Here is a 12,600-nt window from a genome sequence, read left to right on the forward strand (position 1 = left end):
GCGCCGCGGTCTAGGTCAGGCTCGTGCGGGCCAGTTCGACGAACTCCTCGTCCGTCAGGCCCAGTTCCCGGGCGTCCGACGCCGCCTCGCGGAGCCTGGAGACCAGGCGGGCCCGGTCGGGGGCGGTGGCGCCGGGGACGATGAGGGCGCCGCGACCCCGGCGGAGTTCGATCAGACCCTCCTCGCGGAGCCGCTGGTAGCCGCGGAGGACGGTGTGGACGTTGACGCCGAGGGAGTCGGCGAGCTCCCGGGCGGCCGGGAGCCGCTCGCCGGGCGCGGCCGAGCCGTCGGCGAGGGCGCCCCGGACACAGGCGGCGATCTGGTCGCCGAGGGGCACGGCGGAGGCCGGGTCGACACGGAAGAGCACGGTCAGACCTTCCCATGCCGTTCGGCGAGCGTGTTGAGGAGGGCGGCGGCGGTGTGCGCGTCGGGCACGGTCACCGCGAACTCGCGGCCGTTGTCCCGCCGTACGACGAGGGCCTCGCCGGAGTGCAGCACCACGCCCGTGCGGGAGGCCCGGACCCGGTAGCCCCAGCCGCCGTAGTCGGCGAGCACGGTGGCGGTGTCGAGGTCCCGGACGCTCGCGCCCGTGACCCCGTCGAGCGGCACGCGCACGCGTGGCCGGGAGACGAACGAGGGCCGGACGGTGACGCCGCGCCGGTCGACGGTGACCCGGACCCGGGCGAGGGCGAGCCCCGGTACGCCGATGACCAGGCCGAGCAGCGCGAGCAGGGCGCCGGGCCAGGGCGCGAGGACCAGGCCGACCGGGACGGCGACGAGGGCGAGCACCGCGAGGACGGTCAGCGGCCGTGAGGTGGTGGCGCGGGTCCAGCCGGCGACCTCGCTCGCGCCGAGCGTGAGCCGGGGCGCGTCGGGCTCGCCCGTGGGAGCCCCTGTCGCCTCCTCGGCCGGTACGAGGCGGGTCAGCGCCCAGCCCGCGAGGGCGCACAGGGCGGCGACCGCCGCGGCGACCGCCAGGTTGGTGAGCGGGGAGACGACCCGGGCCGGGTCGGCGGCGTCCAGGTTGTCCCGTACGAGGAGGACGAGCAGCGTGCCGGTGAATCCGGCCGTCGCCCACGCGCCCCAGAGCGCGCTACGGCGGACGAGGGCCGTCCAGCCGGCGCCGAACCCGACGAGCAGGGCGACGCTGATGACGAGGAACGCGGTGCGGCCGGTGAAGCCGTCGGCACGGTCGCCGCCGCCCCCGGAGAAGTGGGTGGCGAGCGTGTCGGGGATCCGGCCGCCCCAGACGGCGAGCACCGTCAGGTAGCCGACGAGAGTGAGGACGAACGGGAACGCGGCGAGCGCGCGAAGGCGGCGCGGGACGGACACGGCGGGTGTGGACGACATGGCTCGGTTCATGAGAAACCCTCCCTTGTTCGCATCAGCATAGAACAAGTTGTTCGCACTTCGCTAGAACAACTCGTCCTCCTCTCGGATGCGGTCGGTCCACGGCACGGCGGCGACGGCACGGGGCCACGGCTCGCGGCACCGCGGCAACGCCGAAGCGGCGGCGGCCGTGAAGGCCGCCGCCGCTTCGGAAGGGCTGATGCGGAGGGTGGGCCGGCCCGGCGGACGGGCCGACGCCGCAGGTCAGTTGGCCTTGTCGTCGAGGATCGCGCGCAGGGCCTCCGCGAACTCCGCCGGAGCACCCTGCTGGCCGAACTCGCCGCCCAGGAAGCCGCCGTGGTGGCTCGGGAAGACGGCGAGCGGGGTGCCGACGCCCTCGGCGACGGCGACCGCCGCGCGGGCGGCGAAGGTGCCCTCGGACTCCTTGCCCGCCGCGACGACGATCCGGGTCGGCGCGGCGCGCAGGGCGGTGAAGTCGGGGGCGTAGGAGGTGCAGCCGCGCATGTTCTGGCCGAGCAGCGGGTCGCCGCGCGAGCCGTCGTCCTCGGCCGGCAGGCCGAACGCGGCCGGGGACGGGGCGGGCTCCTCGGCCCAGTTCGCCGGGAACTCGCCCTGGCGGGAGGTCAGCGCCAGGAACTTGGCCATCGCCGGCCCCCAGCCGTCCCGCAGATACGTGGCGTGGACGTCCGCGCAGACCTCCAGGGCCGCCTCGCGGTCCGGGACGACCTGGGCGGTCGGCGGCTCGTGCGCGACCAGCGTGTGCACCAGGTCGCCGCGCCCTGCGACCAGCGCGAGGGCGTTGACCGCACCGCCGCTGCTCGCGAAGACGTCCACGGGGCCGGCGCCGAGCGCCTCGATCAGCCGGGCCAGGTCGTCGGCGTGCTCCTCGGGGAGCGTCTCCGTCGCGCCGTCGGTGCGCTCGCTGCGGGACACTCCGCGCGGGTCGTACGTCACGACGGTCCGGTCGGCGAAGTGGGAGGCGAGCGTGGTGAAGCCGGTGGCGTCCATCGGGGAGCCGATCATCAGGAGCGGACGCTCGTCGCCCCCGGTCCCGGACCCGGACCCGGTCCCGGGGCGTACGTCGTAGCGCAGGGTCGCGCCGGTGGTGTCCAGGACGCGGGTGTCGGTCTCGACCATGGTCAGCTCCTCGATGGTGGGCCGTGCGGGGTGTTCATGGGGGTAGACCCCCGACCCCGCCGGAACTCATCGGTCGCGCGCGCTTCGACTCACCCGCGGTGGCCTCCGGCCGTCATCCCGCGTCGCACTCGTGGTCGGCCGCGTCCACGACGACCCGGTCCAACAGGCCTCGCAGCAGGACCTGTTCGGCTTCGGTGAGGTCGCCGAAGAGCTCGCGCTCGGCCGCGCTCACGGCCGCGTCGACCCGGTCGAGGGCGGCCGCGCCCGCCTCGGTGATCTCCACGATGTGGCGGCGGCGGTCCGCCGGGTCGCGCCGCCGCTCGGCGAGCCCCTCCGACTCCAGCTCGTTGAGGATCGCGACCAGTTGGCTGGGATCGACCTCCATGGCGGCTGCCAGCTCGCGCTGGCTCATGGACCCGGGGGCGAGCTGCATCAGCGTCATCGCGTTCCTGGGGTGAAGTCCGGCGACCCCCAGGGCGGCACGGATGCGCGCGCCGGTGAGCTCGCCGCGGAAGGAGAGGAGGAAGCCGAGGCGGTCGGTCGGGAGAGCTGCCATGTCCTCCACCGTAGCAGCGGCCCTATTGTGGAGCGAGGGAAACCGTTGATACAGTTCCACGATTGAGGCACTCGGACCATTGGAGTACGTCCATGTTCATCGGCTATGCCGTCGTCGCCGCGCTGCTCGCCCTCGCGCTGTCGGCCTCGGCCTTCCTGACCTTCACCCGCAGCCCGCAGATCGTCGGCAACATGACCAAGCTCGACGTGCCGGAATCCTGGCTGCCGCGCCTCGCGACGCTGAAGGCGGCGGGCGCCCTCGGCCTGCTCGCGGGGCTCGCCGTGCCGGCACTGGGCGGGGCGGCGGCGATCGGCGTCACGCTCTACTTCATCGGCGCCCTGATCACCCACCTGCGCGTGAAGGACTACGAGGTGGCACCGGTCGTGGTCATCACCCTGCTCGCGATAGCCGCGCTGGTGCTGCGCACGGCCTCGGCCTGAGTTCCGGCCGGCAGTTCCCGACCACCCCCGGCCCAGCACCCCCAGCCGACCACTCCGGCCGACCACCCCGACCAACGAGACGGAACGTCTTGCGAAGGAGGCGCGCCTGCGGTACCGTCGACGACATGAGACGAGACGTATCGTCTCGATCTCACTCGATCTGTCGCCGACGCACAGGAGATCGCCCTTGTTCCGTGTCCAACTCAACGACGTCAGCAAGCGCTACGACGACCGGCACGTCCGGCACCGCACCGTGCTCGACCGGATCTCCCTCACCGTCCGCCCCGGCGAACGCCTCGGCGTCGTCGGCGACAACGGGTCGGGGAAGTCCACCCTCCTCCGGCTGCTCGCCGGCCTGGAGACCGCCGACAACGGCACGGTGACCGTCCACTCCCCCGGCGGCACCGGCCACCTCGCCCAGACCCTGGACCTGCCCCCGGCCGCGACCGTCGGCGACGCCGTCGACCATGCGCTCGCGGACGTACGGGAGCTGGAGCGGGCGATCCGCGCGGCCGAGGCCGAGCTCGCCGGGACCGGTGACCTCGCCGGGTACGCGGAGCTGCTCGCCGCCCACGAGGCGCGGGGCGGCGCCGGGGCCGACCGGCGGGTCGAGACCACGCTCCGGCGGCTCGGCGAACCCGGCCCGCTCGACCGGACCCGCCCCCTGGGCACCCTCTCGGGCGGACAGCGGTCCCGGCTCGCGCTCGCCGCCGTCCTCGCCGCCGAGCCCGAACTGCTGCTGCTCGACGAGCCGACCAACGACCTCGACGACGAGGCCGTGGCCTGGCTGGAGGAGCGGCTGCGCGCCCACCGGGGCACGGTCGTCGCCGTCTCCCACGACCGGGTCTTCCTCGACCGGGTCACCACCGCCGTCCTGGAGGTCGACGAGGACCGCCACACCGTCCGCCGCTACGGCAACGGCTACGGCGGCTACCTCGCCGGACGCGCCGCCGAGCGGGCCCGCCGACAGCGGGAGCACGAGGAGTGGAAGGACGAACTCGCCCGGTACAGGGCGCTCGCCGACACGAACATCGACCGGTTCTCGGCCATCCCGCGCAAGGCACCGGCCTCGTTCAGCGGAGCGGGCGCCTTCCGGGCCAGGGCACGGGCGCACGGGGCGATGAGCCGGATCCGGGCCGCCCGCGAGCGGCTCGCCCGGCTGACCACCACCCCGGTGCCGGCCCCGGCGGAACCGCTGCGGTTCCGCGCGGAGCTCCGTGGGGAGGGCGCGCCCGTCGACCTCGCCGGCGTCCGCGTGGACGGCCGGCTCCGGCTCGACGCCCTGCACCTCGACCCGGGCGAGCGGCTCCTGGTCACCGGGCCGAACGGCGCCGGGAAGAGCACCCTCCTGAAGGTGCTCGCGGGCGAACTCGCCCCGGACGCGGGCACGGTGAGGGCACCGGCCCGGGTGGGCACGCTGCGTCAGGAGACGGCCCCGCCCGCCGACCCCCGTACGGTGGGCGAGGCCTTCGGAGCGGACCGTACGGACGAGCTGCTCGCCCTCGGTCTCTTCTCCGCCGGGGACCTGACGACCCCGGTCCGGTACCTGTCGACAGGACAGCGCCGGAAACTCGAACTGGCGCGTCTCGTCACCGAACCGGCCGATCTGCTCCTCCTCGACGAGCCGACCAACCATCTGGCCCCGGCGCTCGTGGAGGAGATCGAAGCAGCGCTCGCGCAGTACCCGGGCACGCTGGTCGTGGTCACCCACGACCGGCGCCTCAGGGAGGGCTTCCGGGGCCGCCGCCTGGAACTGGCGCCGGCCCCCGCCCCGGTGAGGACCGCGAGGAGCTAGTCCTCGTCGGAGGAGCCCTCGAGGTCGCCCTCGGTCTCCAGGAACACCTGGCGCAGCGCGGCCAGGGTCTCCGCGTCCGGCTTCTCCCACATGCCGCGCGACTCGGCCTCCAGGAGGCGCTCCGCGATGCCGTGCAGGGCCCAGGGGTTGGCCTCCTTCAGGAAGGCCTGGTTCTCCGGGTCGAGGACGTACTCCTGGGTGAGCTTGTCGTACATCCAGTCGGCGACGACACCGGTCGTGGCGTCGTACCCGAAGAGGTAGTCGACGGTCGCCGCCAGCTCGAACGCGCCCTTGTAGCCGTGGCGGCGCATCGCCTCGATCCAGCGCGGGTTGACCACGCGGGCGCGGAAGACCCGAGAGGTCTCCTCGACGAGCGTCCGGGTGCGGACGGTCTCGGGGCGGGTCGAGTCGCCGATGTACGCCTCGGGGGCGGTGCCCTTGAGCGCGCGGACGGTCGCCACCATGCCGCCGTGGTACTGGAAGTAGTCGTCGGAGTCGGCGATGTCGTGCTCGCGGGTGTCGGTGTTCTTCGCGGCCACCGCGATCCGCTTGTACGCCGTCTCCATCTCCGCGCGCGCCGGGCGGCCTTCGAGCCCGCGCCCGTACGCGTAACCGCCCCACACCGTGTACACCTCGGCCAGGTCGGCGTCGGTGCGCCAGTCGCGGGAGTCGATCAGCTGGAGGATGCCCGCGCCGTACGTGCCCGGCCGGGAGCCGAAGATACGGGTGGTGGCGCGCCGCTCGTCGCCGTGCTCGGCGAGGTCGGCCTGCGCGTGCGCCCGGACGTGGTTGTCCTCCGCGGACTCGCCCTCCAGGCCCGCGACGAGCCGGACGGCGTCGTCGAGGAGGCCGATGACGTGCGGGAACGCGTCCCGGAAGAAGCCCGAGATGCGCAGGGTGACGTCGACGCGGGGGCGGCCGAGCTCGGCGAGCGGGATCGGCTCCAGGCCGTTCACCCGGCGCGAGGCCTCGTCCCACAGCGGGCGGACGCCCAGCAGGGCGAGGGCCTCGGCGACGTCGTCGCCGGCGGTGCGCATCGCGCTGGTGCCCCACAGGGAGAGGCCCACGGACGTCGGCCAGGCGCCCTTGTCGGTGCGGTAGCGCTGCAGGAGCGAGTCGGCGAGCGCCTGGCCGGTCTCCCAGGCCAGCCGGGACGGCACGGCCTTCGGGTCGACGGAGTAGAAGTTCCGGCCGGTCGGGAGGACGTTGACCAGGCCGCGCAGCGGCGAACCGGACGGGCCGGCCGGGACGAAGCCGCCGTTCAGGGCGTGCACGGCGTGGCCGAGCTCGTCGGTGGTGGCGGCCAGGCGCGGCACGACCTGCTCGCAGGCGAAGCGGAGCACGGCGTGCACCTCGGCGCCGTACGCGGCGGCGACCGCCGGCACCGCGTCCACGGACCAGTCCGCCGCCTCCATCGCCTCGACCAGTTCGCGGGCCTTCGCCTCCGCCTCGTCGGCGGTGGTGCGGGTCGCGGCGGACTCGTCGAGGCCGAGGGCCTCGCGCAGACCGGGCAGGGCCTGCGTGCCGCCCCAGATCTGGCGGGCGCGCAGGATGGAGAGGACCAGGTTGACCCGGGCCTCGCCCTGCGGGGCGCCGCCGAGGACGTGCAGGCCGTCGCGGATCTGGGCGTCCTTGACCTCGCACAGCCAGCCGTCGACGTGCAGCAGGAAGTCGTCGAAGCCGTCGTCCTCGGGACGCTGCTCGAGACCCAGGTCGTGGTCGAGCTTGGCCGCCTGGATCAGCGTCCAGATCTGGGCGCGGATCGCGGGCAGCTTCGCCGGGTCCATGGAGGAGATCTGCGCGTACTCGTCGAGCAGCTGCTCCAGGCGCGCGATGTCGCCGTAGGAGTCGGCGCGGGCCATCGGCGGCACCAGGTGGTCGACCAGGGTCGCGTGGACGCGCCGCTTGGCCTGGGTGCCCTCGCCCGGGTCGTTGACGAGGAACGGGTAGATGAGCGGGATGTCGCCGAGCGCGGCGTCGGGGCCGCAGGCGGCGGACAGGCCGGCGTTCTTGCCGGGCAGCCACTCCAGGTTGCCGTGCTTGCCGAGGTGCACCATGGCGTCGGCGCCGAAGCCGCCGTCCTCGGCGCGGGCGGCGATCCAGCGGTAGGCGGCCAGGTAGTGGTGGGACGGCGGGAGATCGGGGTCGTGGTAGATCGCGATCGGGTTCTCGCCGAAGCCGCGCGGCGGCTGGATGAGGACCAGCAGGTTCCCGCGGCGCAGCGCGGCGAGGACGATGTCGCCCTCCGGGTTGCGCGACCGGTCGAGGAACATCTCGCCGGGCGCCGGGCCCCAGTGCTCCTCGACGTGCGTCCGCAGCTCCTCGGGGAGGGTCGCGTACCAGCGCTTGTAGTCGGCGGCCGGGATGCGGACCGGGTTCTTGGCGAGCTGCTCCTCCGTCAGCCAGTCCTGGTCGTGGCCGCCGGCCTCGATGAGGGCGTAGATCAGCTCGTCGCCGTCGCCGGAGACCACGCCGGGGAGGTCGGCCTCGGGGCCGAAGTCGTATCCCTCGGCGATCAGCCGGCGCAGCAGCGAGACGGCGGAGGCGGGGGTGTCGAGGCCGACGGCGTTGCCGATGCGGGAGTGCTTCGTCGGGTACGCGGAGAGGACGAGCGCCAGCCTCTTCTCGGCGTTCGGGATGTGCCGGAGGCGGGCGTGCCGGACGGCGATCCCGGCGACGCGGGCCGCGCGCTCGGCGTCGGCGACGTACGCGGGCAGCCCGTCCTCGTCGATCTCCTTGAACGAGAACGGCACGGTGATGAGCCGGCCGTCGAACTCGGGGACGGCGACCTGGCTGGCGGAGTCCAGCGGGGAGAGGCCCTCGTCGTTCTCCTCCCAGGCGGCGCGCGAACCGGTCAGGCACAGGGCCTGCAGGATCGGCACGTCGAGCGCGGCCAGCGCGCCCGCGTCCCAGGCCTCCTCGTCGCCGCCGGCCTGCGCCTCCGCGGGCTTGGTGCCGCCCGCCGCGAGGACGGTGGTGACGATCGCGTCGGCGGTACGGAGGGAGTCGAGCAGCTCCGGCTCGGGGGCGCGCAGCGAGGCCACGTACAGCGGCAGGGCCCGGGCGCCGGCGTCCTCGATCGCCCCGCACAGCGCGTCGACGAAGCCGGTGTTCCCGCTCATGTGGTGGGCGCGGTAGTAGAGCACGGCGATGGTAGGGCCGGTGGTGGTGCGGGCGGTGCGCTCCAGCGGGCCCCAGGTGGGGGCGGCCGCCGGGGACTCGAAGCCGTGCCCGGTGAGCAGGACGGTGTCGGAGAGGAAGCGGGCCAGCTGCTCCAGGTTCGCGGGGCCGCCGTGCGCGAGGTAGGCGTGCGCCTCGGTGGCGACGCCGACGGGAACGGTGGACGCCTCCATCAGCTGCGCGTCGGGGGCCTGTTCGCCGCTGAGGACGACCACCGGCTTGCCGGCGGCGCGCACCGCGTCGAGGCCCTCCTCCCAGGAACGGAGGCCGCCGAGGAGCCGTACGACGACGAGCTCGGCCTCGGCGAGGAGGCCGGTGAGGTCGGCCAGGGGGAGCCGGGAGGGGTTGGCGAAGCGGTACTCCACCGGGCCGCCGGCCGCGCGGGCGCTGAGCAGGTCGGTGTCGGAGTGCGACAGCAGCAGAAGCATGGCGAGCGCAGGCCTTCCTCGGGGTTGTCCGCGCCCCGGGTGGTCAGATGGACGGCGGGAGTTCCTGACTCACCTGCCCGGGGCGTGCAGACGCACAGCCCGGGCCGGCTCACAGTGGCGGGACCGCGCCGGATTCTCACCGGGCTTCCTCCCCGGGGTCCTGGGACCCCATGCCGTCTGCATAGTAGATCGTGCGGTCGACGGGCCGGGGGGAGCCGGGGAGTCGACCGGATCACACTCGGTGGTCGGCCGGATCCCCGTCGGTATGCTCGCCGCCATGCCGCCCACCCCGCCCCCGACGCCCGAACCGGGCGAACGTCACATACGGGACCGAGGCGACGCGTGCCCCGGGGCGCTGCGCCTGCACTCCGCCGACGACGGTCGCCTCGCCCGACTCCGCCTGCCCGGAGGCCGTTTGACGTCTCGTCAGGTCGAGATCCTGGCGGACGCGACGGAGAACCTGGGCGACGGGCGGCTCAGCATCACCTCGCGCGGCAACGCCGAGCTGCGCGGTCTCGCCGACGACTGCGGGGCCGAGCTGGCGGCGCTCCTCGACGAGGCGGGCCTGCTGCCCTCCCCCACCCACGAACGCGTCCGCAACATCGTCGCCTCCCCCGCCTCCGGCCTCGACGGACTCGGCACCGCCGACGTGCAGTTGTGGGCCCGCGAGCTGGACACCCACCTGCGCTCCGCACCCTGGGCGGCGGCGCTCTCCGGCCGGTTCCTCTTCGTCCTCGACGACGGACGCGGTGACGTCGCCGGGCTCGGCGGGGATGTGACCTTGGTCGCAGTGGGCGGCGGCGAGGCCGAGCTGCACGTCGGCGGACGGGCCGTCCGGCTCGCGAGCTCCGACGCGCCGAGCGCGGCCCTGGCGGTGGCGGGCGGGTTCCTGGCCGCGGCGCGCAAGGCAGGAACCGGGGCCTGGCGGGTCCGGGAACTCCCCGAGGAGTACGCGGTGGACATGGCGGAGTCCGGGGTGACGGCGCGACCCGTGGCCGCACCGGAACTCCCCCAGGGCCCGCCGCCCGCCCCCGGCGTCCTCGGACCCGGCGCCCTCTCCGTGCTCGCCCCGCTCGGCCGGCTCACCGCCGCCCAGCTGCGGGCGCTGCTCCCCGCCGAGGAGGTCCGGCTCACGCCCTGGCGCGGGGTCGTCGTGGCCGGGACGGACCCCGGCCGGCTGCCGCTGCTCGACGCGGCCGGGCTGATCACCCGCCCCGACTCCCCCTGGGCCGGAGTCACCGCCTGCACCGGGCGGCCCGGCTGCGCCAAGTCCCTCGCCGACGTCCGCGCCGACGCCGCCCCCGGGTGCCCGGGGCACCCCGGACACCCCGGACACCTGGGAGACCCGGGGCAGCCCGAGCACTCCCGACGCCCGGGGCACCCCGGCCCCGCCGAGCGCCGCCCCGCCGCCCCGCTCCTCCCCGTGCACTTCTCCGGGTGCGAGCGCCGCTGCGGACACCCGCACGGCGCCTGGACCGACGTCCTCGCCACCGTCGGCGGCGACTACCTGGTGGACGGCGTCCCCACCCCCCGTACCGCCCTGCCCGAAGCCGTGACCGCGGCCCGCACGACGAGATGAGCGAGAGCAACAGGATGTTCGACTACGAGAAGGACGGGGCGGAGATCTACCGCCAGTCCTTTGCCACGATCCGCGCCGAGGCGGATCTGGCGGGCCTGCCCGCCGACGTCGCCCAGGTGGCGGTCCGGATGATCCACGCCTGCGGCATGACCGACCTCGTACGCGACATCGCCTGGTCGCCGCGGGTCGTCACGAACGCCCGCGCCGCCCTCCGGGCCGGCGCTCCGATCCTCTGCGACGCGCAGATGGTCGCGAGCGGGGTCACCCGTCGCCGGCTGCCCGCCGACAACGAGGTGGTCTGCACCCTCTCGGACCCGTCCGTGCCGGGCCTCGCCGCCGAACTCGGCACCACCCGCTCCGCCGCCGCCCTCGAACTGTGGCGGGACCGCCTCGAAGGCTCCGTCGTCGCCATCGGCAACGCGCCGACCGCGCTCTTCCACCTCCTGCAGATGGTCGCGGACGGGGCCGGAAGGCCCGCCGCCGTCCTCGGCATACCCGTCGGCTTCATCGGAGCCGCCGAGTCCAAGGACGCCCTGGCCGCGCAGGACCTGGGCCTCGACTACCTCGTCGTACGGGGCCGGCGCGGCGGCAGCGCCATGACGGCCGCCGCGATCAACGCGATCGCCCACGAAGCGGAGATTCAGAAGTGACCGGCAAGCTGTACGGCGTGGGGCTCGGCCCCGGCGACCCGAACCTGATGACGGTGGCCGCGGTGAAGGCCATCGCCGCCGCCGACGTGATCGCGTACCACTCGGCCCGCCACGGCCGGTCCATCGCGCGCTCGATCGCCGCGGAGCACCTCCGCGAGGACCACATCGAGGAGCGGCTGATGTACCCGCTCACGGTGGAGACCACGGACCACCCGGGCGGCTACCGGGGCGCCCTGAACGACTTCTACGAGGAGGCCGCGGCCCGCCTCGCCGCGCACCTCGACGCCGGCCGCACCGTCGCCGTCCTCGCCGAGGGCGACCCGCTGTTCTACGGCTCGTACCAGCACATGCACAAGCGGCTCGCTGACCGCTACGACACGACCGTCATCCCCGGTGTCACCTCGGTGTCCGCCGCCGCCGCCCGGCTCGGCGAGCCGCTGTGCGAGGCGGAGGAGGTCCTCACGATCATCCCCGGCACGCTGCCGGAGGACGAGCTGACGGCCCGGCTCGCGGGCACCGACTCGGCGGTCGTGATGAAGCTCGGCCGCACCTTCCCCACCGTGAAGCGGGCCCTGGAGCGGGCCGGCCGGCTCGACGACGCCCGGTACGTGGAGCGGGCGTTCATGGCCGGCGAGCGGACCGGGGACCTCGTGGACGTCGACCCCGGTTCCGTCCCGTACTTCTCCGTCGCCGTGCTGCCCTCCCGCATCGACCGCGAACCCGCCGTGCGCGAGCGGGGCGAGGTCGTCGTCGTCGGCACCGGCCCGGCCGGCGCGCCCTGGCTCACCCCCGAGTCGCGCGGCGCGCTCGTCAACGCCGACGTCCTCGTCGGCTACACCACCTACCTGGACCGGGTGCCGGTGCTGCGCCCCGGGCAGATCCGGCACGGCTCGGACAACAAGGTGGAGTCCGAGCGCGCCGAGTTCGCCCTCGACCTGGCCCGCCGCGGCCACCGGGTCGCGGTCGTCTCCGGCGGCGACCCGGGCGTCTTCGCGATGGCCACGGCCGTCCTGGAGGTCGCCTGCGAGCCGGAGTACGCGGACGTGCCCGTACGGGTCCTGCCGGGGGTGACCGCCGCCAACGCGGCCGCCGCCGCCGCGGGCGCCCCGCTCGGCCACGACTACGCGACGATCTCGCTCTCCGACCGGCTCAAGCCCTGGGACGTCATCGAGGCGCGGCTGCGTGCCGCGGCCGCCGCCGATCTGGTCCTCGCGCTCTACAACCCGGGCTCGAAGTCCCGTACCCACCAGGTGGCCGCCGCCCGCGACCTCCTGCTCGAACTCCGGTCGCCCGAGACCCCGGTGGTCGTCGCCCGCGACGTCGGCGGCCCCGAGCAGTCGGTCCGCGTGGTGACCCTGAAGACCCTGGAGCCGTCCGAGGTCGACATGCGCACCCTGCTGCTCGTCGGCTCCTCGCAGACGCGGGCGGTCGAGCGGGCCGACGGCCGGACGATCGCGTGGACGCCGCGCCGCTACGGGTAGGACG

The 12,600-nt window shown here is 74.8% G+C and carries 10 protein-coding genes and 1 riboswitch; of the genes, 5 read left to right on the forward strand and 5 right to left on the reverse strand.

All coding sequences use genetic code 11. From position 1 onward, the window contains the following. Window positions 1-10 precede the first annotated feature (10 nt). The 4 genes from AMK27_RS17580 to AMK27_RS17595 all read right to left on the reverse strand — a co-directional run bounded on the left by AMK27_RS17580 (window position 11) and on the right by AMK27_RS17595 (window position 3,043). Window positions 11-367, reverse strand: coding sequence for a GntR family transcriptional regulator (locus tag AMK27_RS17580; protein ID WP_073908358.1), 357 nt, complete (start codon window positions 365-367; stop codon window positions 11-13). Window positions 368-369: 2 nt separating this feature from the next. Then, a complete protein-coding gene (locus tag AMK27_RS17585) occupies window positions 370-1,362 on the reverse strand; it encodes a DUF1648 domain-containing protein (RefSeq protein ID WP_073908360.1) in 993 nt (330 codons plus the stop codon). Between the two features lie 231 nt (window positions 1,363-1,593). Then, entirely contained in the window at window positions 1,594-2,487 is an 894-nt protein-coding gene (locus AMK27_RS17590) for an alpha/beta fold hydrolase (protein WP_073908362.1), read from the reverse strand. A 112-nt stretch (window positions 2,488-2,599) separates the two neighbouring features. After that, on the reverse strand, window positions 2,600-3,043 hold the full coding sequence (locus AMK27_RS17595; protein ID WP_231073397.1) for a MarR family winged helix-turn-helix transcriptional regulator: 444 nt from the start codon (window positions 3,041-3,043) through the stop codon (window positions 2,600-2,602). A 92-nt stretch (window positions 3,044-3,135) separates the two neighbouring features. Here AMK27_RS17595 and AMK27_RS17600 point away from each other — a divergent pair, with 92 nt between their 5' ends. Further along, window positions 3,136-3,483, forward strand: coding sequence for a DoxX family protein (locus tag AMK27_RS17600; protein WP_073908369.1), 348 nt, complete (start codon window positions 3,136-3,138; stop codon window positions 3,481-3,483). Window positions 3,484-3,670: 187 nt separating this feature from the next. Next, window positions 3,671-5,278 carry a ribosomal protection-like ABC-F family protein gene (abc-f, locus tag AMK27_RS17605; protein ID WP_073908373.1) on the forward strand — a complete coding sequence of 536 codons (1,608 nt, stop codon included), beginning with the start codon at window positions 3,671-3,673 and terminating at the stop codon, window positions 5,276-5,278. On the opposite strand, the gene cobN is transcribed toward abc-f, so the two are convergent. Beyond that, window positions 5,275-8,886, reverse strand: coding sequence for a cobaltochelatase subunit CobN (cobN, locus tag AMK27_RS17610; protein ID WP_073908376.1), 3,612 nt, complete (start codon window positions 8,884-8,886; stop codon window positions 5,275-5,277). The two genes, abc-f and cobN, sit on opposite strands and share 4 nt — an antisense overlap. A 36-nt stretch (window positions 8,887-8,922) precedes the next feature. Then, window positions 8,923-9,079: riboswitch (cobalamin riboswitch) on the reverse strand. 72 nt (window positions 9,080-9,151) lie between these two features. Here cobN and AMK27_RS17615 point away from each other — a divergent pair. From AMK27_RS17615 to cobJ, 3 genes are read left to right on the forward strand one after another with little or no spacing between them, the layout of a single operon-like run. Beyond that, window positions 9,152-10,465 carry a cobalamin biosynthesis protein CobG gene (locus tag AMK27_RS17615; RefSeq protein WP_073909472.1) on the forward strand — a complete coding sequence of 438 codons (1,314 nt, stop codon included), beginning with the start codon at window positions 9,152-9,154 and terminating at the stop codon, window positions 10,463-10,465. A 14-nt stretch (window positions 10,466-10,479) separates the two neighbouring features. Further along, window positions 10,480-11,115, forward strand: coding sequence for a precorrin-8X methylmutase (locus tag AMK27_RS17620; RefSeq protein ID WP_073908379.1), 636 nt, complete (start codon window positions 10,480-10,482; stop codon window positions 11,113-11,115). Beyond that, window positions 11,112-12,596, forward strand: coding sequence for a precorrin-3B C(17)-methyltransferase (cobJ, locus tag AMK27_RS17625; RefSeq protein WP_073908382.1), 1,485 nt, complete (start codon window positions 11,112-11,114; stop codon window positions 12,594-12,596). Before AMK27_RS17620 ends, cobJ begins: the two co-directional genes overlap by 4 nt. Window positions 12,597-12,600 lie beyond the last annotated feature (4 nt).

The sequence above is a fragment of the Streptomyces sp. CB02009 genome (assembly GCF_001905825.1).
In the GTDB taxonomy this organism is placed as follows: domain Bacteria; phylum Actinomycetota; class Actinomycetes; order Streptomycetales; family Streptomycetaceae; genus Streptomyces.